This is a genomic window from Alcanivorax sp. P2S70, from assembly GCF_000475295.1.
Classification (GTDB): Bacteria; Pseudomonadota; Gammaproteobacteria; order Pseudomonadales; family Alcanivoracaceae; genus Alcanivorax; species Alcanivorax profundi.
Map to the genome: position 1 here is coordinate 47,589 of NZ_AXBZ01000003.1, position 25,123 is coordinate 72,711.

22 protein-coding genes are annotated in these 25,123 nt (G+C 58.1%); 19 read left to right on the plus strand and 3 right to left on the minus strand.

What is annotated here, in order from left to right; genetic code table 11:
* The first annotated feature begins 4 nt into the window (after positions 1-4).
* Both hutX and Q672_RS18520 read left to right on the plus strand, forming a co-directional pair.
* Entirely contained in the window at positions 5-415 is a 411-nt protein-coding gene (gene hutX / locus Q672_RS18515) for a heme utilization cystosolic carrier protein HutX (RefSeq protein WP_022983887.1), read from the plus strand.
* Complete coding sequence (locus tag Q672_RS18520; RefSeq protein WP_022983888.1) at positions 412-933, plus strand: HugZ family pyridoxamine 5'-phosphate oxidase; 522 nt, start codon at positions 412-414, stop codon at positions 931-933. The genes hutX and Q672_RS18520 overlap by 4 nt, the downstream gene beginning before the upstream one ends.
* 21 nt (positions 934-954) lie before the next feature.
* On the opposite strand, the gene Q672_RS18525 is transcribed toward Q672_RS18520, so the two are convergent.
* Positions 955-2,001, minus strand: coding sequence for a helix-turn-helix domain-containing protein (locus Q672_RS18525; protein WP_022983889.1), 1,047 nt, complete (start codon positions 1,999-2,001; stop codon positions 955-957).
* 123 nt (positions 2,002-2,124) lie between these two features.
* Here Q672_RS18525 and Q672_RS34440 point away from each other — a divergent pair, with 123 nt between their 5' ends.
* The gene (locus Q672_RS34440; RefSeq protein ID WP_022983890.1) at positions 2,125-3,531 is read left to right on the plus strand and encodes a fatty acid desaturase; all 1,407 of its coding nucleotides are present in this window, start codon (positions 2,125-2,127) and stop codon (positions 3,529-3,531) included.
* A 338-nt stretch (positions 3,532-3,869) separates the two neighbouring features.
* Here Q672_RS34440 and Q672_RS18535 read toward each other — a convergent pair whose 3' ends face one another.
* Positions 3,870-5,222, minus strand: coding sequence for a WS/DGAT/MGAT family O-acyltransferase (locus tag Q672_RS18535; RefSeq protein WP_022983891.1), 1,353 nt, complete (start codon positions 5,220-5,222; stop codon positions 3,870-3,872).
* A gap of 146 nt (positions 5,223-5,368) precedes the next feature.
* Complete coding sequence (locus tag Q672_RS18540; RefSeq protein WP_022983892.1) at positions 5,369-6,736, minus strand: WS/DGAT/MGAT family O-acyltransferase; 1,368 nt, start codon at positions 6,734-6,736, stop codon at positions 5,369-5,371.
* A gap of 424 nt (positions 6,737-7,160) precedes the next feature.
* On the opposite strand from Q672_RS18540, the gene Q672_RS18545 reads away from it, so the two are divergent.
* From Q672_RS18545 to Q672_RS18610, 16 genes are all read left to right on the plus strand, one after another.
* On the plus strand, positions 7,161-7,541 hold the full coding sequence (locus Q672_RS18545) for a GreA/GreB family elongation factor (protein ID WP_022983893.1): 381 nt from the start codon (positions 7,161-7,163) through the stop codon (positions 7,539-7,541).
* A 70-nt stretch (positions 7,542-7,611) separates the two neighbouring features.
* The gene (locus tag Q672_RS18550; protein WP_022983894.1) at positions 7,612-8,139 is read left to right on the plus strand and encodes a sigma-70 family RNA polymerase sigma factor; all 528 of its coding nucleotides are present in this window, start codon (positions 7,612-7,614) and stop codon (positions 8,137-8,139) included.
* Positions 8,140-9,123: a FecR domain-containing protein gene (locus tag Q672_RS18555; protein WP_022983895.1), complete on the plus strand. Its 984-nt coding sequence runs from the start codon at positions 8,140-8,142 to the stop codon at positions 9,121-9,123. It abuts the gene before it with no gap.
* 104 nt (positions 9,124-9,227) lie between these two features.
* Positions 9,228-11,705, plus strand: coding sequence for a TonB-dependent siderophore receptor (locus Q672_RS18560; protein WP_022983896.1), 2,478 nt, complete (start codon positions 9,228-9,230; stop codon positions 11,703-11,705).
* 162 nt (positions 11,706-11,867) lie between these two features.
* Positions 11,868-12,440: a sigma-70 family RNA polymerase sigma factor gene (locus tag Q672_RS18565; RefSeq protein WP_022983897.1), complete on the plus strand. Its 573-nt coding sequence runs from the start codon at positions 11,868-11,870 to the stop codon at positions 12,438-12,440.
* The gene (locus Q672_RS18570) at positions 12,440-13,423 is read left to right on the plus strand and encodes a FecR domain-containing protein (RefSeq protein WP_022983898.1); all 984 of its coding nucleotides are present in this window, start codon (positions 12,440-12,442) and stop codon (positions 13,421-13,423) included. The genes Q672_RS18565 and Q672_RS18570 overlap by 1 nt, the downstream gene beginning before the upstream one ends.
* 220 nt (positions 13,424-13,643) lie before the next feature.
* Positions 13,644-15,869, plus strand: a complete 2,226-nt coding sequence (locus Q672_RS18575) for a TonB-dependent receptor (protein WP_022983899.1) — start codon at positions 13,644-13,646, stop codon at positions 15,867-15,869.
* 140 nt (positions 15,870-16,009) lie between these two features.
* Positions 16,010-16,177 carry a hypothetical protein gene (locus Q672_RS34195; RefSeq protein WP_158586905.1) on the plus strand — a complete coding sequence of 56 codons (168 nt, stop codon included), beginning with the start codon at positions 16,010-16,012 and terminating at the stop codon, positions 16,175-16,177.
* 23 nt (positions 16,178-16,200) lie between these two features.
* A complete protein-coding gene (locus Q672_RS18580) occupies positions 16,201-17,577 on the plus strand; it encodes a class II fumarate hydratase (RefSeq protein WP_022983900.1) in 1,377 nt (458 codons plus the stop codon).
* A gap of 453 nt (positions 17,578-18,030) precedes the next feature.
* The gene (locus Q672_RS18585) at positions 18,031-19,599 is read left to right on the plus strand and encodes a PepSY-associated TM helix domain-containing protein (protein ID WP_200866006.1); all 1,569 of its coding nucleotides are present in this window, start codon (positions 18,031-18,033) and stop codon (positions 19,597-19,599) included.
* Positions 19,596-19,910: a hypothetical protein gene (locus Q672_RS34090; RefSeq protein WP_022983902.1), complete on the plus strand. Its 315-nt coding sequence runs from the start codon at positions 19,596-19,598 to the stop codon at positions 19,908-19,910. The genes Q672_RS18585 and Q672_RS34090 overlap by 4 nt, the downstream gene beginning before the upstream one ends.
* Complete coding sequence (locus Q672_RS18595) at positions 19,907-20,734, plus strand: DUF3325 domain-containing protein (protein ID WP_022983903.1); 828 nt, start codon at positions 19,907-19,909, stop codon at positions 20,732-20,734. The genes Q672_RS34090 and Q672_RS18595 overlap by 4 nt, the downstream gene beginning before the upstream one ends.
* Entirely contained in the window at positions 20,731-21,066 is a 336-nt protein-coding gene (locus tag Q672_RS18600; protein ID WP_022983904.1) for a hypothetical protein, read from the plus strand. Before Q672_RS18595 ends, Q672_RS18600 begins: the two co-directional genes overlap by 4 nt.
* A gap of 154 nt (positions 21,067-21,220) precedes the next feature.
* The gene (locus Q672_RS33760; RefSeq protein WP_022983905.1) at positions 21,221-21,640 is read left to right on the plus strand and encodes a hypothetical protein; all 420 of its coding nucleotides are present in this window, start codon (positions 21,221-21,223) and stop codon (positions 21,638-21,640) included.
* A 439-nt stretch (positions 21,641-22,079) separates the two neighbouring features.
* Complete coding sequence (locus Q672_RS18605; RefSeq protein WP_022983906.1) at positions 22,080-23,132, plus strand: helix-turn-helix domain-containing protein; 1,053 nt, start codon at positions 22,080-22,082, stop codon at positions 23,130-23,132.
* Between the two features lie 288 nt (positions 23,133-23,420).
* Positions 23,421-25,043 (plus strand): parallel beta-helix domain-containing protein, encoded by a 1,623-nt coding sequence (locus Q672_RS18610; protein ID WP_022983907.1) that lies wholly within the window; start codon positions 23,421-23,423, stop codon positions 25,041-25,043.
* The last annotated feature ends 80 nt before the right edge of the window (positions 25,044-25,123 follow it).

Below are 25,123 nucleotides of genomic sequence, written 5' to 3' on the forward strand. Positions count from 1 at the left end.
GCTCATGACCCAGCCACAACTTTCGTTGCCAGGCAGTGACGCCAAAGCCTTGATGCAGCTGCTCGCCACCTGGGACAACACCACCACCATCGTGCTGCACGGCGGCTGTGTGTTCGAATTCAAGGGCCCCTTCCCCGCCGGCAAGGAAGGGGAAGGGTATTTCAATCTGGATGGCCCGGTTCCCGGCTTCCACGGCCATATTCGCCTGGATGCCGTCGACCATATCTATTTGCAGAGCCGCCAGCACCGTGGCCGTGACAGCCATGCGTTCTGTTTTCAGGACAAACAGGGCGACAACATTTTCAAAGTGTTTCTCGGTCGCGACGGCAACGGCCAGCTGCTGGAGAACCAACTGAAAACCTACCTGAACATTCGTGACACCCTCAGCCTGCCCAACACCGGAGCCGACCAATGAGCAGTGAACGTTTTACCCGCAAGATCAACCTGGAAGTGGTCGACTTCATCCACAGCCGGCGCAGCTTGCAGCTGGCCAGCATCCGCGATGACGGCGCGCCCTTTGCGTCCTATGCGCCCTTCGCCATCGGCGACGAATGCCTCTATGTGTTGATCAGCGAAATTGCCGTGCACGCACGCAACCTGCTGGCCAATCCCCTGGCCTCTGTGCTGATCGTGGAAGATGAAGACAGCGCAGAAGAACTGTTTGCCCGCAAGCGCGTGAACTATTTGATGGATGCCGAAAAGCTGCAGGAAGACAGCCCGGAGTGGAAAACCGGTGTAGACACGCTTCACCAACGTCTGGGCGAGCGTATTCTCAACCTGAGCACCCTCGGGGATTTCAAGCTGTTCCGCCTGATTCCGCGCGAAGGTCGCTACGTAAAAGGATTTGCACGCGCCTATCAACTGGAAGGCAAGACCCTGGCCGGTGAAGCGGTCAACCACATGCGCGATGGTCACCGCAAACGGGAAGCCTGAGCCCTCGGCCCGGATGGCAGCTCAACGCGACAGCGCTGCAACGGCGTGTTGGGCTAGCCAACGGGAAGGCGTAATCCCTGCCTCTCGACGAAAAGCACGGGTGAAGTTGGCACTGTCCCGGTAACCCAGTTCCAGGGCAATCTCCACCATGCTCATCTGCCCTGCCTCCAGCAAATCACAGGCCCGCTGAAAACGAATCCGCCGTGACAGTTCCCGGAAGCTGGCCCCTTCATCCTGCAGGCGCCGATCCAGGGTACGCGGCGAAATGTTCAACAGATCTGCCAGCTCCTCGCGAGTAGTGATCACATCACGGGAATAGGTCAGCATGGCCGTCACCCATTCGACCAGCCTTCCCTCTCTCAGAGTTTGCCGGGCCTGCTCACTGCATTGCCGTTCTGCCAGCTGCAGCGCTCCCGGATCAGCCATTACCAGCTCTCGCCCGACCAGCCCTTTCGGATACAGGATCCGGAATCCCGGCTGGATAGGCCAACCGAAGTGCCAACGTGCAGGTTTCAATACCTGATAGCGCTCCACATGGCGAGGAGCGGCGATGGAGAGATACAGGTCATAGGCAGGCATGTCTCCCGGCAGCAACGAGAGGATCTCCCAGTGCCAGGCCACCGCAATGGTTTCCACATGAAACAGCAGGTTCTGGGCAGATAACGTCGCCGTCGCAGACAGCACCACCTCCTCGTGCTCACTGGTGCGGCGATACTGCAGACGAAACGTCGGCATGATGATGCGGAAATAGCGGGCCAACAGTTGGAGCACATAATCCAGGTTAGGGCTGCTCAACATGGCGTACCCCAACATGCCATGGGAGCTCAGCTTTAGGCTGCGCCCCAACTCAAAAGCCCAGGGAATATCGGGAGCCTGCCGGTATACCTCGGCAATCAGCGCCTCCACCTGAGGAAGCGTAAGACGGCCATCCGGATCGGCCAACACCCCTTCGTTGATCTTCGCGACCGCAATCACCGCCCCGGCATCCAGCCCCCTTGCCGCCATCAACTCAGCCAGCCGGGCATAGTAACGGGCGGGAATAAAAGGTAGCTCAGCAGACGTAGTCATCCCGAACTCTCGTGTCAATAAATGACAACACTCTGGCAATAAATGACAATTCACGCAAGCCCCACTCTGGGACTCTGCCTCCACCGATTCTTCCAATAACGGTGACTTGCGAGGCCAACAACGATGACAAACCACGCCCAACACACAGCACCACCCACCCCGTGGACCGACCAGAAATACCTGCTCTGGCTGGCCAGCCCTTTTCTTCCCCTGCTGGGTTTTCTCAGCCTTATGGCGGGTTACCTGTTCGAACAGCCAGCCCTTTACTGGCTCATGCCGGTGTTTTTCTACGCCGTATTACCGCTACTGGACTGGCTGGTGGGCACCGACATCAACAACCCACCGGAAAGCGCAGTGGCTCAACTCGAAGCCAACCGCTACTACCGCGCCATCGTCTATGCCTACATCCCGGCCCAATACGCCAACACCATCATGGCGGTATGGCTCGCCACCCGTGGTGACATCAGCATCGCCAGCATCATTGCACTGATATTCTCAGCCGGGCTCATCAACGGGGTCGCTATCAACACTGCCCATGAGCTCGGCCACAAGCGTGCCGATCTGGAAAAATGGCTGGCCAAGATCGCCCTGGCTCCGGTGGCCTACGGGCACTTCTTTGTGGAACACAACCGCGGACACCACAAAAACGTGGCCACGCCCCGCGATCCAGCCAGCTCGCGCATGGGCGAAACTTTCTATGCCTTTCTGCCCCGGACCATGGTTGGCAGCCTGCGCTCCGCCTGGGAACTGGAAGGCGAACGGCTGGCGCGTCAGGGCAAGTCGGTCTGGTCTTTTGACAACGAAAACCTGCGCGCCTGGGCCATGACCGTGGTGCTATTCGGCGCCCTGACCCTGTGGCTGGGCACCGGCGCGCTGGCGTTCCTGCTGATTCAGGCGTTCTTCGGCGCGGCCTTGCTGGAAGTGGTGAACTATCTGGAACACTACGGCCTGCTTCGTCAATGGGACGAACGCACCCAGCGCTATGAGCGCTGCGCCCCCAGCCACTCCTGGAACAGCAACAATGTGGTGACCAACCTGCTGCTCTACCAACTGCAGCGTCACTCCGATCATCACGCCAACCCGACCCGACGCTTCCAGTCCCTGCGCCACTTCGATGAATCGCCGCAGCTACCGTCAGGTTATGCGTCCATGCTGATCCTCGCCTACTTCCCGCCGCTGTGGTTCAAGGTCATGAACCCGCGGGTCGCAAAGCACTATGACGGCGATATCCGCAAGGCACACCTGTACGGCCCGAAACGGGAGCAACTGATCAGAAAGTGGCAGGCCGCAGCCACCTCCAGCCCGCAAACCGTTGCCAATGAGAAGCCTGCACAAGCGCAACACCGTGCTGACGAAACAGCGTCGGCAAGCCGTCATCGCTGTACCAACTGCGGGTATATTTATGATGAAATTCATGGCAACCCGAGCGAAGGCTTTGTGCCCGGCACTGCATGGAAAGCGATTCCTGCAGAGTGGTCCTGCCCGGAATGTGCAGTGAGGGACAAGGCAGACTTTGTGCCCATTGCCTGACGCCCCCACCAAAAAAGAGGTTCATAGCAAAGAGCATTCCGTAGGAGCGTCGCTCGCGGCGCGATTCCAAGACCAGGATCAAAAGCTGTCTCAACACAGAAGTCACCGAAAAATCAGGCTTTCACTCTGTGTGCTCTGTGCCCTCTGTGGAGAAGATTGTTTTTCAGATTTGGGCTATCGCGCCGCCAGCGACGCTCCTACGCAGAGGGGGATTGAATCGGGATGTTCCCGGAAATCCGCGATGAACCCAAAAAGAGCCCGTAATGGGCTCTTTTTTTGTGTCGAGGCTGGTTTCGATTTTGGTGTCGCCCCACAAGGAATCAAGCCCCCCCTGCAAATCAGCCTTCCAGCTCTGCCAGCGACTCTTCCAGATAATCCAGCATGCGCTGAATCCGTGGCAGGGTTTCGCGGCAGGCGATGATGCCGAATTCCAGGCTGTCGCAGTAGCTGAACACGGTGATGTTGAGCGCATAACCGTGCATCACCAGCGACACCGGATACGACGCCAGCATTTTCGCATCCCCCATGTACAAGGGTTGCTTCGGCCCCGGCACATTGGAAATCACCAGATTGAACAGCGGATTAATGCGCCCGGAAATCCCGGTCATCTGCCCCACCGACAACGGCAGGTTGGAGATCATGGTGAAGATATCGATCTCCGCTTTCTCCATGGATTTGAGCCGGCCCTTCACGCCGTTCATGGAATCCTTGATGGCTTCAAGACGCTCCAGCGGATCATGCAGATGGGTGCCCAGACTCACCTGCACCGCGGTAATGGCATTGCCGCCATCACCCGCCTCCTCTGCCGAACGCAGCGCCACCGGCACCTGAGCCACCAGCGGATCATGGGGAAGCTTGTCCAGCGACAGCAGGTAGCGGCGCATGGCACCCCCACACATGGCCAGGAAGATATCGTTGACCGTCCCGTCGTGCTTCTCGGCGGCGGCCTTGATGCGCTCCAGCGACCAGGACTGGGCGGCGAAGCGTCGCGCCCCGGTGACCCGGTGATTGAAAACGGTCTTGGGGGCCTGATAGATGGTTTTGATATTGCTTTCTTTGGGCTGGCGCATCAGGTCCACAAACTGCCCGGTACCACGCTGCAGGTTACGCAGAGATTTCACCAGCCCGGCCGGGGCCGGCCCCTTCTTTTTACGCTTGTGCGGCAGTCGGGTATTCCACTCGGAAGACCAGGGCGGCGGGAAATGATCATCCGGACTGGTGGCCATGCGCGACTGCAGCAGGTTCATGCCGCCAGCACCGTCCATCATGGAATGGTGCATCTTGTTGTAGACCGCAAAGCGATTCCCTTCCAGCCCTTCGATCAGATAGGTCTCCCACAGCGGCCGGCGGGGATCCAGACGCTGGGCGTGCAGACGCGACACCAGCGCCAGAAGCTCACGCACCCGCCCAGGTCGCGGCAACGCCGAATGACGAACATGATAGTCAATGTCGAAATTGGGGTCGGTAATCCAGGACGCATCGAGCCGCCCCGGCACCCGGGAGTGCAGTTTCTGGTTGAACGGACGGCAGATCCCTTCCACCTCTACCATGCGCCGGTACACCTGCTCCATGTAATCCGCCGGGGCATCATCCGGCAAACCATACAGCTGCAACATGCCGATATGCATGGGGGTTTCTCGGGTTTCCATTAACAGGAAACCCGCATCAAAAATGGATAGCTTCTTGCCCAAGGTGTGCACTCCTGCGCGCATTCATCAACGAAGGGTTATGCACACCACGTTACGCACCGCGCAGGCAAGTCACCATGACACTGAAAGGAGCCTCGTGATCAAAACGGACAAAATATACAATTTGTCTCAATTTGGCTGCACGTGGGCTACGCCTGGCTCTCCAGCTCTGCAAGAGAGGCTTCGAAATAATCCAGAAAACGCTGAATATGCGGCAGCGTGTCGCGACACCCGATCACCCCGAACTCCAGACTATCCTTGTAACTCACCACCGTGATGTTCAGGGCATAGCCATGCAACACCAGCGAGACCGGATAGGTGGCAAGCATCTCGGCGCCATTCAGGTAAAGCGTCTCTTTTGGGCCTGGCACATTGGAAATCACCAGATTGAACATGGGGCTCACCCGCCCGGAAAGTCCGGTCACCTGCCCTAACGATAGCGGAACATTGGTGAGCAGCGTATAGACATCAATTTCTGCCTTCTGCATGTCCCCCAGACGGGATTTGACCCCCTTCATGGAATCCTGAATGGCATCCAGGCGCGCCTGGGGATCGTCGATATGGGTTCCCAGACTGACCTGCACCGTAGTAATCGCGTTGCCACCATCCGCCGCCTGGTCTGCGCTACGCAACGCAACCGGCACCTGCGCCACCAGCGGATCATCCGGCAGGGAGTCCTGACTCAACAGGTAGCGGCGCAGTGCGCCACCGCACATGGCAAGAAAGATGTCGTTGACGGTACCACCATGCTGTTTTGCCGCCGCCTTGATGCGAGGTAGCGACCAGGATTGCGCGGCAAACCGGCGAGCGCCGGTGACACGTCGGTTCAACTGGGTTTTGGGCGCCCGGTAGATGGTTTTCACATTGCCATCGCGGGGCTGACGCAACAGATCCACCAGCTGGCCACTGCCCCGGCGCAGATTATTAACGGTGTTTTTCATCCCGCTCACGCCCGACACCGCAGGGGCACCACTACTCTTGCGTGGCTTGCGCCCGGCCTCCCACTTGCCGGACCAGGGCACCGGCAGGCGATCCTGCGCGCTGGTGGCCAGCCGCGACTGCATCAGGTACATCCCGGCCACCCCGTCCACCATGGAATGGTGCATCTTGGTGTAGAGCGCAAACCGGTTCCCTTCCAGCCCTTCAATCAGGTAGCTCTCCCACAACGGCCGGCCAGGGTCCAGACGCTGGGCATGCAACCGCGACACCAGCGCCAACAACTCGCGCACGCGCCCTGGCCGCGGCAAGGCAGAATGACGAACGTGGTAATCAATATCGAACGAGGTATCTTCCACCCAACCGGCGTCCATTCGCAGCGGCAAGTGAGACTGGATCTTCTGGTTAAACGGACGACAGATACCCTCCACATCCACCAGATAACGGTAAATGCTTTCCATGTAATCCGCCGGCGCCTCCTCGGGGATGGCAAACAAGGCCAGCCCCCCCACATGCATGGGCGTCTCCCGGGTTTCCATCATCAGCCAGCCGGAATCCATGATGGACAGTTTCTTGGCCATTAACAGGCTCCTTATTGTTATGAATACACACCGATCACCCCGACCATCATGCGGGTTTTACCGCAAAAAACACTATGGAATTGGTTGTATTTGGTAAGTGACGCTCCAGTCATGAACAAGCCTGTAACCGGTTTCCAGGAAGCAGAGATACCCCACCCGGCGAGTCTCTCGACGTCGCCCTTCCTGCCCAGCCTTGACCGAAAACACCACTGGACAAAAAACACCGACCGGCTAATCTGGCCCCATGACAACCCGCTTGATTCACCGTCGCCCTCCTTGCGACCTGAACTTTTCCTTTTCCGCTTTCATGTCTTTGCAAGCGGTGAGCACCCCTGCCCGTCATTCCTGACGCCGAACGCCCGTGATGCTGGGAGTTCGGCGAAGCCCACATCCCTCTTTTCGGCTTAATACTCAGGAAAATATCATGACCACCCTACCCCCGATTACTGTTAGCCAGCTGGACAGGAACCGGCTCTATGCGTTGCTGGAGCGGCTCGACGACGAATCAGAGCAGATTGAGTTTCTGTATCGAGAGCTTGAGCGGGCAACCGTTGTCGCCCCCGATATGCTACCGGCCAACGTCGCCAGCCTCGGCAGCAAATTGACGTTCCGCAACGAAGACACCGGCAAGGAGCACGTTCGCATTCTGGTGATGCCCCGCGAACTGGAGCACTATGCTGACGGCATTTCCATCCTCACTGCCGCTGGCGCGGCAATGCTGGGTCTGGAAATCGGCGCCAGCATCCTCTGGCACCACCGGGGAAAACCGTTAAACCTGACTCTTCTGGCCGTCAGCCGCAGCTGACATTGTAATGATACCCATTCCCATCTAGAATTCGCTTTCATTATTGCCTGACCGCACTGGAAAAAAGGGTATGCCCGGGATGACACCACAATCGCTGTCAGTGGAAACGCTGTATAGCGAGCATCACGGATGGCTGCAGAATTGGCTTAGCCGTCGCCTGGGTTGCCCTTCATTGGCGGCTGACTTGGCCCAAGATACCTTCGTGCGCCTCCTGTCCCACCCCCGGCAGCTGAATAACCTGGGTACCCCCCGCAGCTACCTGCGTACCGTCGCCGGGCGACTTTGCGTCGATTTCTGGCGCCGACAGTCCGTAGAGCAGGCCTGGCTTGAAGTGCTTGCCTCTCGCCCAGAACCTCTGGCCATTTCACCAGAAGAACACGCCATTATTGTGGAAACCTTCTGCGAAATTGATGAGATGCTGCAGCGTTTACCCAAAAAAGTGGCGGCAGCCTTCATCCTTTCCCAAATCGAGGGTCTAAGTTACAAAAAGATCGCCGTAAAGCTGAACGTGTCGGAACGTACTATCAAGAATTACATGGCGAAGGCCATGCTGGAATGCATGCTAATCGAAGCCCGTTACCACCATTCGGTGACGTGAATGCCAAGTCGCGACCTTCCCCCCTACCCCGTCCTGCAGCAGGCGGCCGAATGGTTTGCCCAACTAGCGGATCACAACGTAACCCCGGAAGAACAACGAGAGTGGCAGACCTGGTTCGATCAGGACCCACAGCATCAGCAAGCCTGGTTATATGTTGAGCAAGTCGGCCACCGATTTTTCCAGGCCAAACAACAAGCCGGCGGCGAAGGAGCCAACCGCATCCTTGAGCAGACGCGCAACCGCCGGATCAGCCGACGCAAAGTGTTGGGCAGTGGCCTGGCTGGCGTTGGCGCCTGGCTCACCTGGCGATACACCCCTATACCAGAAGCGACTCGCCAACTTGCCCTCAGCCTGGGGGCCGATTACTCCACGGCCACAGGAGAGCAGCGCCAGATTAGTCTGCTTGATGGGGGGCAGCTGTGGCTGAATACCGCCAGCGCCGTGGATGTTATCTACAATGATCAGCTGCGCAATATCCAATTGCAGCGTGGCGAGATTTTGATTGAAACCGGTACAGACTCGCACAACCGACCCTTTGTGGTCACCACTCAGGAAGGACGCTTGCGTGCGCTTGGCACGCGCTTCAGTGTGTATCAAGGCGATGGGCAGACACAGATAGCCGTCTACCAGGGGGCTGTGGAAATCAGAACAGCGGGCGGCCCCGGGCTTGTCCTGAAAGCGGGGGAAAAAACCACCTTTACCCGCCACCACATCGATCCTCCCGGCAAGGCAAACACTGCGCAGGTGGCCTGGCAACATGGCCTGATCATCGCTGACGCGATTCCGCTAAAGACCCTGGTGACAGAACTCAGTCGTTATCGCCACGGATACCTGGCCGTGGACCCCACGATCGCCAATCTGAATGTGATAGGCACCTACCCCATCGACAAGCCGGACCATGCTCTCGCCATGCTGGAAAGCGCACTCCCCATTCAGGTAACCCGGCATTTGCCTTGGTGGGTGACATTACAGCCCAAGCCGTGAATCTATCTATTCCTGAAAAAAAACCTGTTGAGGCTTCCCCTTTTTGTTTCTCGTCCGTGTAGAGGGAAGAGCGAGAAATATTAACCCCTCAGGGAGTCTTGAGAATGCCACTTGGTCATTTACCGAATGTTGCGCACCGTGCACGCCGCAGCATCAGCTTGTTACTCACCACTCAACTGGTAGTCACCGGGATGGTCGCCGCCACGTTGACGGCAACGATGCTGTCAACGCAGGCCGCCCATGCCCAAACCGCCAGCGAGAGCCAGCAACGTACCCGCTTTGATATTCCTGCCGGTACGCTGTCCAGCGCCCTGAACCGTTTTGCGCAACAAACAAACCTCTACCTGACCGGTTCCGGCGAGCTGACTCGCAACAAAACCAGCGAAGGGCTGAAAGGCGACTACACCGTCAGCGAAGGTCTGCAGCAGCTGCTATCCGGTTCGGGAATCCAGTTTCACTTTAATGGTGAAAACACCGTCACCCTGACGAGCGCAACAAAAGATGCCGTCACACTGGCACCGGTCGTGGTCAGTGATGACGCGGTTGCCGAATCCGCCTATGGTCCCGTCGAAGGCTTTACCGCCACCCGCAGCGCAACGGCCTCGAAGACAGACACCCCCATCATTGAAATTCCACAATCCATCTCCGTCGTCACCGCCGATCAAGTAAGAGTGACAGGCGCCACCACCCTCAAAGATGCACTGAGCTATACCCCGGGAGTCAGCACGACCCCGTGGGGTAACGACTCACAGTATGACTGGGTATACCTGCGCGGGTTTGACGCTTATTCCCCGGGCTTCTATCAGGACGGCCTGCAGTTACGTAACACCGGCAACTGGGCCGTCTGGCAAACTGAAAACTATGGCATTGAGCGTATTGAATATCTGCGCGGCCCGTCTTCCGTACTGTATGGCCAAAACTCCGCAGGCGGACTGATCAATGTGGTAAGCAAACGACCAACCCGCACCGCCAGAGGGGAAATCAGCGCACAGATTGGCAGCGATGACCGCAAACAAATTGCGGCAGATGTCTCAGGACCGGCAGACAGCGAAGGGAAATGGCTCTACCGCCTGACGGCCTTGCAAAGAGATGCCGAGCTATCCGTCGGGGACGGCCTGCCCAACGACCGTACCTATATTGCCCCTGCACTGACCTGGCGCCCATCCAACGACACACAGCTGACCCTGTTGGCTGAATATCTGGATATGAAGGTTGCCTCGAACTGGAGCAACTTCCCGGTACAGGGCACCTTGCTACCCAACCCAAATGGCGAGATTTCCGCTTCAACGTTCTGGGGTGAGCCCGACTTCAGTCGATACAACCAGGAACAATGGATGGTCGGATACCTGTTTGAGCACCACATCAACGACACGTGGACCGTTCGCCAGAACGCCCGCTACGGTGAATTCGATACCCGATATCGTTCCTTCTACAGCCCGCGATTCGTCACCGTCAACGCGGGCAACCCCAGTGCAGCGGAGAATTTCCGGCTGGTGGCGCGCACCCCCTTCGGCAGCAACGAATCCGCCGAGCAGCTAACGCTGGACAACCAGCTAGAAGCTAACTGGCTTACCGGACGCTGGAAGCATACCTTGCTAGTTGGCCTTGATTATCAGCGTTCCGATTTTGACACCGTCGCGTATTGGGGCGGAACCGTGGCACCGATCGACGTATACGACCCGGTCTATGGGGCCGACGTGACACTGACACCAGCACCTTTCATCGATGCAAACACCGTGCTCAAGCAAACCGGTGTGTATCTGCAAGACCAAATCAAGTTCGATGACCGCTGGGTGATCGCACTGGGCGGGCGGTTCGATCATGCCGTCATTGAGAACGATGACCGACTCGCCAGCGCAAGCGAAAAACAATCAGACGATCATTTCAGTGGACGAGCAGGACTGGTCTACCTGGCAGACAACGGCCTGGCGCCCTACCTCAGTTACTCCGAATCCTTTTCTCCGACCGCCACCCTGGACCCGGCCACCGGCAACCCCTTCGACCCGGAAACAGGGCGACAGTACGAAGTCGGCATGCGCTACCAGCCGCCAGGCACCCGGAACACTTACAGCATCGCGGCTTTCGATCTCGCGCGGCAGAACTATGTGACTTACGACACCAGCTTTGCCCCCCGCAATACCGGCGAGGTCACTGTCCGGGGTATCGAACTGGAAGCCACCCTGGAAATCCTTACCCGAATGGATCTCAAAGCCGCTTACAGCTGGACACCGGAAGCCGATGTCACCGATAGCGCCAACCCGGCAGAGATTGGCAAGCGATCGTTCAACTACGCGGAGCATCAATTTTCACTGTGGACTGACTACACCTTCCGATTTGGCATGAAACTGGGAGCGGGAGCGCGTTATACCGGCTCGACCCTTGGCGCCAATGAAGAATCACCCGCCAAAATACCCGACTACACCTTGTTTGATGCACTGATCGGCTATGAGGTTGGACAGTGGGAATTTGCCGTTAATGCACGCAACCTGACCGACAAGGAATACGTGTCTAACTGCAACGACAGTGAGTGCTATTACGGGGAAACCCGAAGTGTGCTCGGTACCGTCAATTATCGCTGGTAATCCACTGCCGCCTGCCGGGCTCCCTCAGCGAGCCTGGCAGGCAAGCGGCAACACGCCGCTCAAACAGTGCCATCATGGCCTCCCGATTGACCATTGTAATGATACCCATTCCCATTTAGACTGCCCGTTCATTATTTGGTCACAGACTCTGGGGGCGTGATCATGTCCGGGGCGATACAGGACTCCCTGTCCGTAGAAACGTTATACAGCGAATACCACGGCTGGCTGCACCAGGTGTTGCGGCGCCGGCTGGGCAATACCGATGATGCCGCCGACCTCGCGCACGACGCCTTTATTCGTCTACTCACCAAACCCCGGTACCTGAATCAGTACACCGCCCGCGCCTACTTGAGCCGGATGGCACGGGGACTGTGTGTGGACTTGTGGCGACGCCGCGAAATCGAGCAGGCCTGGCTGGATACGCTGGCCAGCCATCCCGAGCAGGAAGCCCCCTCCGCCGAGCAACAGACCGCCGCCATGGAAGCCCTGATCGAAGTGGATGCCATGCTGCGACGCCTGCCCGAGCCCGTGGCCGACGCCTTCCTTCAATCCATGGTGCATGGCCTTACCGGCCGTGAAATCGCCCAACGGCTGAATGTTTCAGAACGCACCGTGCGCAACTATCTTTCCAAAGCCATGCTTGCCTGCCTGCGCCTGCAGGCGCGACTGGAAGGACACATCCTTGGCGACTCTCCCGCAGAAACGATTGGCAATGCTGAGAAACGTATCTCGTGATGACAGACCACGCCCACATTGACCATCAGGTACTCAGCGATGCCGCCGACTGGTTCGCCCTGCTGCGTTCCGGCGATGCCAGCCCCAAGGATAACCAGCGCTGGCTGACCTGGCTGAAACAACACCCGGACCACGTTTTGGGCTGGCAGCTGGTAGAGCGGATCGAACAGCAATTCAGTGCCGCCACCGGCAACCACCCCGATCACACCGAAGCCACCCTGCAACAGGCCAGAACCAACCGGCTGCAACGGCGCACCATGATCAAGGGCATGGGCGCAGCACTCGGCACGCTGGGGCTGGGCTGGTTCGGCTGGCAACAGACATCGCTGCCACAAATCGCCGCAGCCTGGCAGGCGCAGTACCGCACCGGTACGGGCGACATTCAGCAGTGGACGCTGGCTGACGGCACTCAGCTTTGGCTCAACACCGACTCCGCCGTGGACACTTTCATGGAAGGCCCGCTGCGTCAGATCCAGTTGATTCGGGGTGAGATACTGATCCAGACAGGAGCAGACACCCGCCCGCTGGTGGTCTACACCCCGCAGGGGGAACTGCGCCCGCTGGGTACCCGTTTTTCTGTTCGCCGGGGCGACCATGAAACCTTCCTGTCGGTGTACGAAGGCGCCGTGGAAATCACCACCCGGCACCAGCAGCGCACTGTCGTGAAGCGGTTTGAACAGACCCGCTTCCGCCAGGGCCACATCGCCCCACCGGAACCTGCACGCCTGAGCCAGCAAGCCTGGCACAAGAAAAGGATCATCGCCGAAGACATCCGTCTGGCAGACCTGATTGATACATTGGGGCGTTACCAACACGGCCATATCCAGCTGTCACCCCGGGTGGCCGATCTGCGTGTGTTTGGCGGCTTCCCGCTGGACAATCCGGAGCAGGCACTGGGCATGCTGGAGAAGGCACTACCGATCCGCATCGACCAGCCCCTGCCGTGGTGGACCCGCATCGAACCCGCACCCGCAACACCCTAGGGCGGATATGGGCGCGAGCCCACCTCTGCCAGCGTGGTCAGGATGACGGATAGGATCGGCATTCGCCGATTGCCACCCTGCCGCAACCATCGGCCACTCGCTCAACGGCACAAAAAACCTGAAAAAAATTTTCCGCTTTCAGCCGCCTTGTTCGATATGTCAGTTAAACCCCGTCACAAGGATGCGCCGGGGACATCCCATACTGACAAGAGGAGATACCGTGAAACGCTTTCAACATACCCCTGCCGCCATGCGCGCCCTGACATTGAGCCTGGCCATGGGCCTGAGTGTGCCGCTGGCTTTGCCGCTGGCCGCCCATGCCGAAGAATTTGCCGGCGCGCAGCAATACAATATTCCGGCCGGTCCGCTGAACACCGTCCTCACCCAGTTCTCCAGCGCCTCCGGCGTACTGATCGCTGGCGACATGCAACTCGCCGCGGGCAAACAAAGCCCCGGCTTGCAAGGCAGCTATACGCCAGAAGAAGCCCTTACCCGTCTGCTCTCCGGCACCGGTATGACCGCCAGCCGCCAGAGCGATGGTTCCTTTGCCCTGCGTGGTGCAGACGACAACGCCGCCAATGTCCTGGACCCGGTTAATGTGACCGTGACCCAGCAAAGCCCGCAAGACATCGTCGATTACGATTATGCCGACATCACCCGGCTGCAGCCCCAGGACACCAAGGACCTGTTCCGTAACGAAGCGTCTGTATCTGTGGGTGGCTCCATCCCCATTAACGAAAAAGTCTACGTACGTGGCGTGGAAGAAACCGCCCTGCTGGTGACCGTGGATGGCGCACGCCAGAACAACAAAATCTTTCACCACAACGCCACCACCTTGATTGATCCGTCGCTACTGAAATCTGTCAGCGCCTCTGCCGGTGTCGCCGCTGCCGACGATGGTCCCGGCGCACTGGGCGGCGCGCTGAAGTATGAAACCGTCGACGTCGCTGACATGCTTGCTCCCGGCGATAATCTGGGAGGATTTCTGCATGGTCGCTACGCCTCTAACGGCGATGCAGTAACCACTGCCGGCTCCCTGTTCGGCCGCAGCAATGGCTTTGAAGCGCTCGGCTATGTGAAGCAGGTAGAAGGCAACCACTACGAAGATGCCAACGGCGACAACGTCCCCTACACCGAGCCCGGCTTGCTCAGCGGCCTGGCCAAATTGGCCTACGAAAACGAAGACATGGGCCGCATCGAATTGAGCCACGAGCAGGTCAATGACGATTCCGAACGCCCCTATCGCGCCAACTTTTCCGGTCTCACCGCAGGGCGTCCCGTGCCGGATTCGCGCAACTATGACCTGACCCGCCAGAACACCGTGCTGGGATACAGCCGTCTCACCGGCAGTGGTTTATGGAATCCGGAAATCACCGTTGCCAACAATGAAACCGAGCTGAAAACCAGCGAGAACCCATTGGCCGCACCCAGCACCACCGTGGTCTATACCGGCATTACCGAAAGCACCTCGGCTACGGCCAAGAACACCTTCCACACCGGTTTCGTGGATATCACCGCCGGCCTGGATTACTACGATGACAGCGCGGTGTTCCAGTTTGACGGCGCCCCGGATCTGGAAGAAAGCGCTGAAAACACCGGTGCCTTTGTGCAGTTCCGTCAGAACCTGTTCCAGCGCCTGGACCTCTCTTACGGCCTGCGCTATGACCAGCAAGACTTCACCGGCACCGACGACTCCAAACACGACGACGAAGGTACCAGCTCCAATGTGTTCGCCGAATTCCACTTCAACGAGCACTTTGCTATCAATGCTGGCTATGCCGATGTCTGGGGCGGTACCGCTCTTGCCGAAAACTTTATCCTCAACGGCGCCTGGGTTTATGGCGATATGATGCCGGTGAAGGCCCACAACCACACCGTCGGCTTCAAGGCCAACTGGAACGGCTTCTTTGTCTCGGCCAACCAGTTCGAAACCGGCATTCGTGATGCCCGGGTACCCACCTGGGGTGGCGGCCCGGATCTGTACTCCGATTTCGACATCGACGGCTTTGATGCCACTCTCGGCTACAACGCGCCGCGCGGACGCCTGGCAATCACCTATGCCGACATCGATTCGAAAATGGACGATGAGTATGCCACCTCCTATGACGGCAACTACTTCACCGTCCCCTTGGGTGAACAGATTGCCATCAGCGGTGAGCTGAACTGGCCCAACACCCAATGGGCACTGGGACTGACTACAGAAATTGCTCTGGAAAACGACGACCTCGAATCCCGCGGTCTGGGTGAAAAGCAGGATAGCTACACGGTCGTAGATGTGTACGTGAACTACACACCGATTGATGCCCTGTCACTTCGCCTGTCTGTAGACAACCTGAATAACGAGGAATACACCGAACGCGCCAGCTACGGCCAGGAATTCCCTACTGTGGAAACCCTGCTGGAACCTGGTCGCTCTATCAACATGGACGTACGCTACAACTTCTGATGCAAGGTTAATCCGTTGTCGAAACGAAGGCAGCCTCCGGGCTGCCTTCTGCGTTGTGTGCCGCTCACAAAGTCCAGTGTTATGCCGCTTGTACCGGCAACCGCTGGGAAGCACAATCTTGACTACGGCTTGGCGCATTCATGGATGACACCTCCCTTCGCCATCAGCGTTGTCTGGATCTTGACGAAATCGTCACTCCATCGGGCTCACTTCAGGAAATCGCCAATGACACCACGCAGGTTAACCGCAAACCTGCGCCAACACGGTCGTCGCTGTCCAACACATTTGCCGGGCGCAGCCCTAACTGATGCCACCAGAGGAATCGCACCGTATGAGCAAAACTCGTATTGAAAAAGACAGCATGGGAGAACTTCACGTCCCGGCAGACGCGCTGTACGCCGCCCAAACGCAACGAGCCGTGAACAACTTCCCGGTCAGTGGCCAACCTCTGCCCGCGCCTTTCATTCGGGCCCTTCTACTGGCCAAGCGTGCCGCCGCCACTGCCAACGGTGCACTGGAACAAATCCCATCAGACATGGCCGATGCCATCCGCAAAGCAGTAGACGACCTGATAGACAGTGATTTCATGCAACACTTCCCGGTTGACGTGTACCAAACCGGATCAGGCACCAGCTCCAACATGAACGCCAACGAGGTACTCGCCACCCTGGCAACCCGCATTTACGGCAACCATGTAGGCGCCAACGACCACATTAACGCTGGCCAAAGCAGCAACGACATCATCCCCTCGACCATCCATATCAGCGCCGCCATCGAGCTGGAACAGCAGCTACTCCCCGCCCTGACCCACCTGATGGAGACCACCCGCAAGAAAGCAGAGCAGGTGGACCAATATGTGAAAACCGGCCGCACCCATTTGATGGACGCCATGCCCGTACGCATGAGCCAGAGCCTCAATGCCTGGGCTGATCAAATCGAACACAACATCACGCATCTGAAACAACTGCAGCCGAGCATCCAGAGCCTGGCCCTGGGCGGCACTGCCGTAGGCACAGGCATCAATGCCCACCCGGACTTTGCAGCCGTTTTTGCCCAATGCCTCAGCGAACACATCGGGATCACCTTTACCCCCGCCAGGAACTTCTTTACCCACATCGGCTCCCAGGACATCGCCGTGGCCGTATCCGGTCAGCTCAAAACCACCGCCGTCTCCATCATGAAGATCGCCAACGATCTCCGCTGGATGAACTCCGGCCCACTGGCTGGCCTGGGCGAAATTGAACTACAGGCGCTGCAGCCTGGCTCCTCCATCATGCCAGGCAAGGTCAACCCGGTAATTCCAGAAGCCGCTACCATGGTGGCAGCCCAGGTAATCGGCAACGACAGCACCATCACCGTCGCAGGCCAATCCGGCAACTTCGAATTGAATGTCATGCTGCCGCTGGTGGCGAAAAACCTGCTGGAAAGTATCGCGCTGCTGACCAACATCAGCCACCTTCTGGCCGACAAGGCCATCGCCACCTTCACCGTGCGAGAGGACAAGCTCAACGAAGCCCTGTCCCGCAACCCGATTCTGGTCACTGCGCTCAACCCCCTCATTGGCTATTTAAAAGCCGCTGAGATCGCCAAGCAGGCCTACAAGGAAGGACGCCCCATCGTCGAAGTGGCAGCAGAAAACACCGACCTGAGTCATGAGGAACTGGAGCGCCTGCTTGACCCGGCCAAGCTCACCAAAGGCGGCCTGTAAAACAACGGGATGACGTTAAGGAACAGGGTTAGCAGCCCTTCAGCTCCCACGCCAACCCTGCGACATCCTCTGTATAAACGGCCTGTTGATCTGCGAGGGAGCTGACCATTCTCTCCTGCTAGCAGTTTTCGATGGAAGCTTGCACACAGCCAATCCAGCGACAGAGAGCCGCTGGATTCAACATCCATTGTCCACAAAACATGCCATTGCAAACGGCATTGACGGCAACCATCCAAAAACCACAAAAAAAATCAGGATTGTCTTCACCTTTTTCTCTTCTCATTCGTCTATGAGATACGAGGGCAAGAAAAAAACAGCCTCAAACCTGATATGCCCTCGGGCAAGCTCCTTTGACAAGCAACGCCCCGGCCAGCCGGTCGGGGCGGTTTTTTATCAGCAATTCAATAATACGAGGTCATCCCGCGGGGTATGAAAGAAGGTTTCCGACAAAGCATGGCCTGGCTGCACACCTGGACCGGACTGGTGGTGGGCTGGGTGCTGTTTTTCATGTTTGTGACCGGCACCGCCGGGTATTTCCACTACGAAATCACCCGCTGGATGGAACCGGAACGACCGTTGGTAGAGGCCCTGCCAACCAGCGGCCGTGACGCCATGATATCGCTGGCGCTGGACCAGCTGGAACAACGAGCCCCCCACGCCGCGCACTGGCAAATCACCCTGCCACATTACTCTCCGGTCAACCGAGGCTGGCAGAATTTTGAAATTCGCTGGGAAGATCTGCCCGAACCCGGCCATGACCATGGTGCCCGTGGCAACGCCACCCTCAATCCACTCACCGGTGAACATCAGGAAAGCCCCCCGGTACGAGCCACCGGGGGCGGCGAGCTGCTCTATGAAATGCACTATCGCCTGCACTACATGGACTTGCTGCTGGCTTATTATCTGGTGGGCATCTGCACCCTGCTGATGTTCATGGCCATCATCACCGGGGTCATTACCCACAAGAAGATCTTCAAGGATTTCTTCACCTTCCGCCCGGGCAAGGGACAGAGAAGCTGGCTGGATGCCCACAATGTGATCAGCGTAATGGCCCTGCCGTTCTTCATCATGATCACCTACAGCGGCCTGGTGTTCTTCGACACCACCTACATGCCTGCCGGTATGGCCGCCCTGTATGGACCGGACCGCGAAAGCCGCGACCGTTACTTCGACGACCTCTACGCAGAGAACCATGATCACCAGGCTGCCACACGGCCACAGGCTACCCTTGCCCCAATGCTGGCCAAGGCTGATCAAGCCTGGGGAGAACAACAAATCCAGTCCGTCTTTATCCAGCATGATACCGGCGAGAGTCCACGGGTGGAGATCCAGCGCATCCATATTGATCGGCTACGTTGGTACGACGGCGAAAAACTGGCCTTTAACGCCACCACCGGTGAGGCCTTGCCTACGGGCCCCTACGGCACAACCACCTCCCGCACCCGGCAAATCATCACCGCCCTGCACGAAGGCCGCTTTGCTGGCCCATGGCTGCGCTGGCTGTATTTTGCTGCGGGACTGCTGGGCTGTGCCATGATCGCCACCGGTCTGGTGTTATGGACCGTGAAACGTCGACGACACCAGCCCCTTCCAGGGCACGACAGCATCAACATGCAGCTGATAGAAGCCCTCAACGTGGCCACTATCGCCGGCTTGCCACTGGGGGTTGCTGGCTACTTCTGGGCCAACCGCCTGCTGCCGGTGGATCTCGCCGAGCGCGCCAATTGGGAAGCCAATGTGCTGTTTTTATTATGGGGCGAAGCCTTCCTCTACGCCTGCTTCCGGGATATCCGCAAGGCCTGGGTGGAAATTCTCTGGCTGGCCGCAGCCGCCTTTTCGCTGATCCCGCTGCTGAACCTGCTCACCACCGACAAGCACCTGGGCATGACGCTCACCGCCGGCGAGTGGGTACTGGCCGGCTTTGATCTGACCATGCTGGGCCTCGGAGCCGCCTTTGCCTGGATGGCCATCAAGGTGCGACGACGCTGGCTCTCCGACATTAGTCAGGGGACATCAGTATGAGCGCCCTGTGTAACCGTATGTTCAGTGATAGCGCCCGCTACCGATGGGCCGTTTTCTCTCGGGTTGTGGCCGCCTTTGTCGGTGGCTATGTGCTTTCATCGATGGTGCTGTTGTTGCTGTCGCTGATCTTGCCCCTGCCACAGGCCGAAGCCATCGCTACCAGCACCATGCTCGGTTTTATCTTGTATGCGCTAATCATCATCTGGGCCTTCAGCAGCAAACGGCTACGCACCGTGTGGCTGGGCTTATTGATCGGCAGTCTGGCGTGTGCACCGTTGATCCTGTGGCTGATGCCAGAAGGTGGCGCATGACCCTGTTAAATTTGACGCTACTTCTGATCACCTTTGCCGGTTTTACCTGCCTGGCACTGGCCATGCCCCGGCACAGCAAACATCTGTTGCAACGCTCTCTTTCAGCGCAGGCCTCCCGTCTTGCCAAAATAACAGGCTGGGCCTTGCTTGGTACCGCCCTGATCCTTGCCACGGTGCAGTGGCGTTTCAGCATTGGCTCTGTCACCTGGTTCGGCTGGCTGTCCCTGGCCGGTGTCGCTCTGGTCTTTGCCCTGCCCCGCTGGCCCTGGCAACCGGTCAAACCCCAGCGCCCGGCGCGAAAAAACGCCGCAGGTAAAACGCGCATTCCCGTGGCCCCCGACCCGGTCCCGGCCGGCCCGGCAAAAATCGCCGTGGCCCTGACCGTCATTGCCCTGCCGCTCACCGTATTCGCCTGGCAACTGGCCGGCTCCGGCCAGAAGCCGCTGCTGCGAGACGATGCCTTAAGCGGCGAGATCGGCCCCTGGACCTTCGTGATCGCAGAAAAAGAGCAGGCAGCACCGGACATTCTTGCCCTGGACGTGCCCCTGAAACAGTTCGTGATCCGCTTCTGCGAGCGCTGCGAAGGCGAGATTCGCCAGGCCTTTCTCAAGGTACGCGAGCCACGCAGCACTACCGCCGCTGGCAATGCCTTCTTTGGTCGCGGCGAAGAAAAGACCGTACAGATCCCCATCCCTGTGGCTGCCACCCTGGCCGATGACCTGTGGCTAACGGTGGAAGGCAACGACGGCACTTTTCACCATCAGCCACTCGCCATCGAACGTCTGTCGCCGAGCCTGGCCACCTTTATCAAGGAGCGACCATGAAATTCGTCCCGCGGTTTTCCGCCCTGATTGTCACCTTGCTGCTGTGCGGTCCGGCGATCGCCCACACCCCGGTATGCCGCTGTGAACTCACCGGCACAGACATTACCTGCACCGGCCAATTCCATGACGGCAGCGCCGCCAATGGCATCGCCATGACAGTGCTGGACTACGACAACACCATCCTGGTGAACGACAAACTGGACAAGCAATCGCGCCTGCAATTCCCCCTGCCGAAGCAGCCCTTCTACATCATCATGGATGCCGGCCCGGGTGAAATGTTCGAAGTGGACTGGAAAGACGTCAAAGGCCTGGCGCCTTCGACCTATCCGTAACCCATAGTTTCAGAACACGCCTAAGCCGGGGTCCAGCACAGAGCGAAAATTTTCCTTGAAACCGTTATCGGGTTGCGCGACCATCAATCGACAATGATTATCAACAATAACAACATCTCCGGTTATTGCCGGTGTCGACCCTCAGGAGAGCCACATGGAAAAGTGGAAGTTTGATACCCAGGCAGGCAACGCGGCCTTTGGCCAGGGCCACTACGACACCGCAGAGCGCCATTACCTGAGCGCCTGCGAACGGGCCAACACCCTGCTCCAGCACTGGCTGGACCCGGAAGAAATCGTTGCCGCCCTGGTTGTCGGCTACCAGAACCTGGCAGATCTGTACCGCCTGCAAGGCCATCACCATGGCGCCCTGGCCGCGCTACAAAAAGCTCACTCCAGCCTCACCCATGCCTTGGCGCAACCCAATCTAAGCCAGGAACGGCAGCAGGCCCTGACGCGGGGCAAAGGCCAGACCCGGCTGGAAATCATGCATACGCTGCACCGGTTAGGCCTGAGCACCCGGCATGTCAGCCAGGCACTCACGAACCAGCAAGAGCATTCCCCAACGCTGCAATAGCAGGCCGGACTGGCAATCGTTGCCATTCACGGCATAGCAATGCCCCTTGGCCAATGCCTGCTATTGCTGGAGGTACTGCTGACAATCATCACACCGCTATCGCACACGCCAAGGCTCGAGGTTGCTGCCGTATTTTCGTTTCAAAGAAAAGCCTGACATCAGGCCTGACCATGGCCAACGCGCGGTTCGCTGGCAGCACCACGCTTGGTATGATCGTGTGCTCAGACTGTAGTGGGCACCGGGCAGCCAAGGCGTATTTACAACGCAAACAGTGATTGGCTCACAGCGAGCTGCCTGCCCGAATCTACCCTCAATGCCGTACCAACCACTGGCCACATAAAACGATAAGCCCACCGTTTTCCCGGAAGCACGGAAAGATTCGCGAGCGTGTTTGGTGCTATTCTGGCGCTCCACAAGAACGAGAAATGATTGAGTGAGCATGCAACTACTCACTGGCTTCAGTCTGGGCTGCCTTGCGGTTGTGTTTCTGGTAGTCCTGCGCGACTTCAGACACCTGCTGGTCGGCAAGGTCTTTCTTTGGGTGCTGATCGCCGCCGCCGCCTTCCTGCTGAGCCGTGTTGCAGAACCCGAATTCCAGTGGCTGCTGGGCGACGTGATGACAACCTTGCCTGCCGCATTCTGGTTGTTGTGCTTGCTTGCCTTTTCCCCCAAGCCTGAAGCAAAAGCGCACCGGGCCTGGGTAGCCCTGGCCCTGTACAGTTTTATTCCTCCAGCCTTGAGTCGGCCCTTCGGTGCGGCGGATCCTGACGCGGCCTGGTGGCTACACGGGCTGGGTTTCAAGATTCCCCAATTCGCCGAGTACCTTCTGATTCTCTGCGGCTTGTGGATTACCGCTGCGCACTGGCGCAACGATCTGGTCGAGGGCAGACGAAAACTGCGCATCGCCCTGCTGGTGTCCGTCGGCGCAACCCTGCTGTGCGTAACCGTCTCACTGAATCACGGGCTGGATACCGGTCAACTGGTGGCCGGAACGGTAGGCGTTGCGACCCTGCTGGTGGGCTTCCTTTTACTCAAAGGACAGGAAGGCGTGTTGCTCGATCTGCAGCGCTCCCCTGCCAGCCCGGACGATACCAAAGCTGAACCGCTCCCTGTTGTTGTCGAAACAGCGCCCGAGCCCAAAGAAGAGCAGCCCCTGGCGATGGCAGCTCAGCTCAAGCAAATCATGGAAGAGGAACACTTCTACCGGACCGAGAAATTGACCCTGAAAATGCTGGCGAACCGAATGTCCCTGCCGGAATACCGGGTCCGGGCGATCATCAATGTGACGTTCAACTATCGCAACTTCAACGACTACGTGAATCAGATGCGAATCGAAGAAGCCTGTGAGCGGCTTGTCACCGAACCCGAAACCCCCATTCAAAACATCGCGCTGGATATCGGCTACCGAACCCTGAGCTCATTCAACCGGGCCTTCAAAGATATCAAACAGCAAACCCCAACAGAATATCGCCAGAGCCAGCAACCCAAATAGCCTTGCAGCCTGACGGCCGCCCTCCCCAACCGCCGTTTTCACGCCGAACACCTGATTCTGATCACTCTCAGAGCCCATCTGAAAACCTTTTTAAATACAGTCAGTTGAAGAATTTGATCAGCCCAATTTCAACTTTTGCATAACCCTTGTCAGGTATTGCACAGCACTTTTCAGGTTTGCACAGCAGTTGTCTTTGGGTCGCTCTCCCAGACGCGGGTAGGTTGTTTTTCTTAGCACCAACGCCTTAGGGCTTCCGGGCGTTATAACGATAAATCGGGAGAAACGATCATGATGAAGAACCGCACCGGCCGAAAAACAATCCCGGCCATTGCCGCTGGATTGTTATCCAGCTCACTGTTGCTGTCTGGCTGTATTGAAGTGAACGATGGGGACGAAATCACCCAGACAAAAGGCTCTGGGGACAGCGGCAATTCCGGCACAGTCGACACCTGTGAGGCTGGGGGAAGCACCTCGGGCTTTACCTTCCCCTGTGACGCAATCTTTGTCGCCCCGGACGCCCAGCAAGGCGATGATATTACCGAAGCGCTATTAGTTGCACTGTTTGAAATACCGCAAAATGCCGTCGTAGTACTGCCCAAAGGCGAATTTACGGTCTCGGAAACCATCACGATCAACAGCGCTAGCGGCGTCGTCTTGACCGGTCACGGAATCGAAGCGACCAAGCTGGATTTCAGCAATTCCACCGGTGATGACTCCATCCGCTTTGAAGGCGGCACCAACCTGACCATCCGTGACTTTGGCGTGTATGAATCCAACAAGAACGCCATCAAGGTGACCAACGCCAGCGGCGTGCATTTCGCTTACACCGCCACCGTCTGGGAAGGACCGCTGGAATCGGATAATGGCGCCTATGGCCTGTATCCGCTGCAATCCCAGAATGTCCTGCTGGAAAACAACTATGCTGCGGGCTCTGCAGATGCAGGTATTTATGTCGGCCAGTCCAGGGATGTGGTCATTCGTGACAATGTTGCCGTGCGAAACGTCGCCGGGATCGAAGTCGAAAACACCATCAATGCCGATGTGTATAACAACATGGCTACCGGGAATACCGCGGGGATCCTGGTATTTGACCTGCCAGGCCTGACCAATGCCTATGGTGGCAATGTCCGTGTCTTCAATAACACCGCCTATGCCAACAATGCTCCCAATGTCGGAGCCGGTGCGGTAGGCATTGCACCTCCGGGTACTGGCATCCTGGTGTTCGCCACCAGCGATGTGGAAATTTATAACAACGACATCACCGATAACGAAACCACCGCCATCGCCATTGCCAGCTATCTTCTCGCTGACGATGACCTGGCCAATTACCCCAGCAAGTATGGGCAGGCCATGACCAATGGCTGGACCCCGCTGGTCCGCAACGTTTATGCGCACAATAATTTTATCGCGCGCAACGGCACCAACCCCCAGGGCTCCCTGCTGGTCGACATTATCAACGGTTATACCTCACCGTATAACGCTAGCGGCATGGCCCAGGTATTCCCCGCCATTCTTTATGATGGTGTGGGCGAACTGCTCGCCAATGCGGGGCAACTGGTAGCGTTTCAGGACTTCATTCCCGCTGGCTCTCAAGCTGAGGCAGACGGTGTGAGCTATCAGCCCTACGGCCAGGAAGACCAGATCTGTGCCAACGATAATGTCAACGGCAACCCGGCCACGAGCTACGACGACGTTAACACCGGCCAGGTTTTCGGCACCGACCCATTAGACCCCAACAACTGGAATGCAGGTTTCACTGCCCCCGTTCCCAGCTTGCTGATCGAGCCCATGATCGGCTCCTCACTCCTGAACTGCGCGCACAATCGCCTGCCGCCCTCCACCGCCAGCATCAACGGTGTGGTCTATGGCTGCACTGGCGATGACCTTTCTGAAGCGGCATGCGCACTTTAATCCCGCTGGCATGTGCAGGAGGCGAACCAACGTTCGCCTCTAATCAGCCACACCATGCGCAACGAGAATTGATTGAGTGA

Coding starts and splice junctions, on each gene's coding strand:
- Q672_RS34195 (WP_158586905.1), top strand. CDS start 16,010: ATGGATGACACCTCCCTTCGCCATCAGCGTTGTCTGGATCTTGACGAA.
- Q672_RS34440 (WP_022983890.1), top strand. CDS start 2,125: ATGACAAACCACGCCCAACACACAGCACCACCCACCCCGTGGACCGAC.
- Q672_RS34090 (WP_022983902.1), top strand. CDS start 19,596: ATGAGCGCCCTGTGTAACCGTATGTTCAGTGATAGCGCCCGCTACCGA.
- Q672_RS18520 (WP_022983888.1), top strand. CDS start 412: ATGAGCAGTGAACGTTTTACCCGCAAGATCAACCTGGAAGTGGTCGAC.
- Q672_RS18600 (WP_022983904.1), top strand. CDS start 20,731: ATGAAATTCGTCCCGCGGTTTTCCGCCCTGATTGTCACCTTGCTGCTG.
- Q672_RS18525 (WP_022983889.1), bottom strand. CDS start 2,001: ATGACTACGTCTGCTGAGCTACCTTTTATTCCCGCCCGTTACTATGCC.
- hutX (WP_022983887.1), top strand. CDS start 5: ATGACCCAGCCACAACTTTCGTTGCCAGGCAGTGACGCCAAAGCCTTG.
- Q672_RS18580 (WP_022983900.1), top strand. CDS start 16,201: ATGAGCAAAACTCGTATTGAAAAAGACAGCATGGGAGAACTTCACGTC.
- Q672_RS18610 (WP_022983907.1), top strand. CDS start 23,421: ATGATGAAGAACCGCACCGGCCGAAAAACAATCCCGGCCATTGCCGCT.
- Q672_RS18585 (WP_200866006.1), top strand. CDS start 18,031: ATGGCCTGGCTGCACACCTGGACCGGACTGGTGGTGGGCTGGGTGCTG.
- Q672_RS18555 (WP_022983895.1), top strand. CDS start 8,140: ATGCCAAGTCGCGACCTTCCCCCCTACCCCGTCCTGCAGCAGGCGGCC.
- Q672_RS18550 (WP_022983894.1), top strand. CDS start 7,612: ATGCCCGGGATGACACCACAATCGCTGTCAGTGGAAACGCTGTATAGC.
- Q672_RS18565 (WP_022983897.1), top strand. CDS start 11,868: ATGTCCGGGGCGATACAGGACTCCCTGTCCGTAGAAACGTTATACAGC.
- Q672_RS18570 (WP_022983898.1), top strand. CDS start 12,440: ATGACAGACCACGCCCACATTGACCATCAGGTACTCAGCGATGCCGCC.
- Q672_RS18605 (WP_022983906.1), top strand. CDS start 22,080: ATGCAACTACTCACTGGCTTCAGTCTGGGCTGCCTTGCGGTTGTGTTT.
- Q672_RS33760 (WP_022983905.1), top strand. CDS start 21,221: ATGGAAAAGTGGAAGTTTGATACCCAGGCAGGCAACGCGGCCTTTGGC.
- Q672_RS18595 (WP_022983903.1), top strand. CDS start 19,907: ATGACCCTGTTAAATTTGACGCTACTTCTGATCACCTTTGCCGGTTTT.
- Q672_RS18540 (WP_022983892.1), bottom strand. CDS start 6,736: ATGGCCAAGAAACTGTCCATCATGGATTCCGGCTGGCTGATGATGGAA.
- Q672_RS18560 (WP_022983896.1), top strand. CDS start 9,228: ATGCCACTTGGTCATTTACCGAATGTTGCGCACCGTGCACGCCGCAGC.
- Q672_RS18545 (WP_022983893.1), top strand. CDS start 7,161: ATGACCACCCTACCCCCGATTACTGTTAGCCAGCTGGACAGGAACCGG.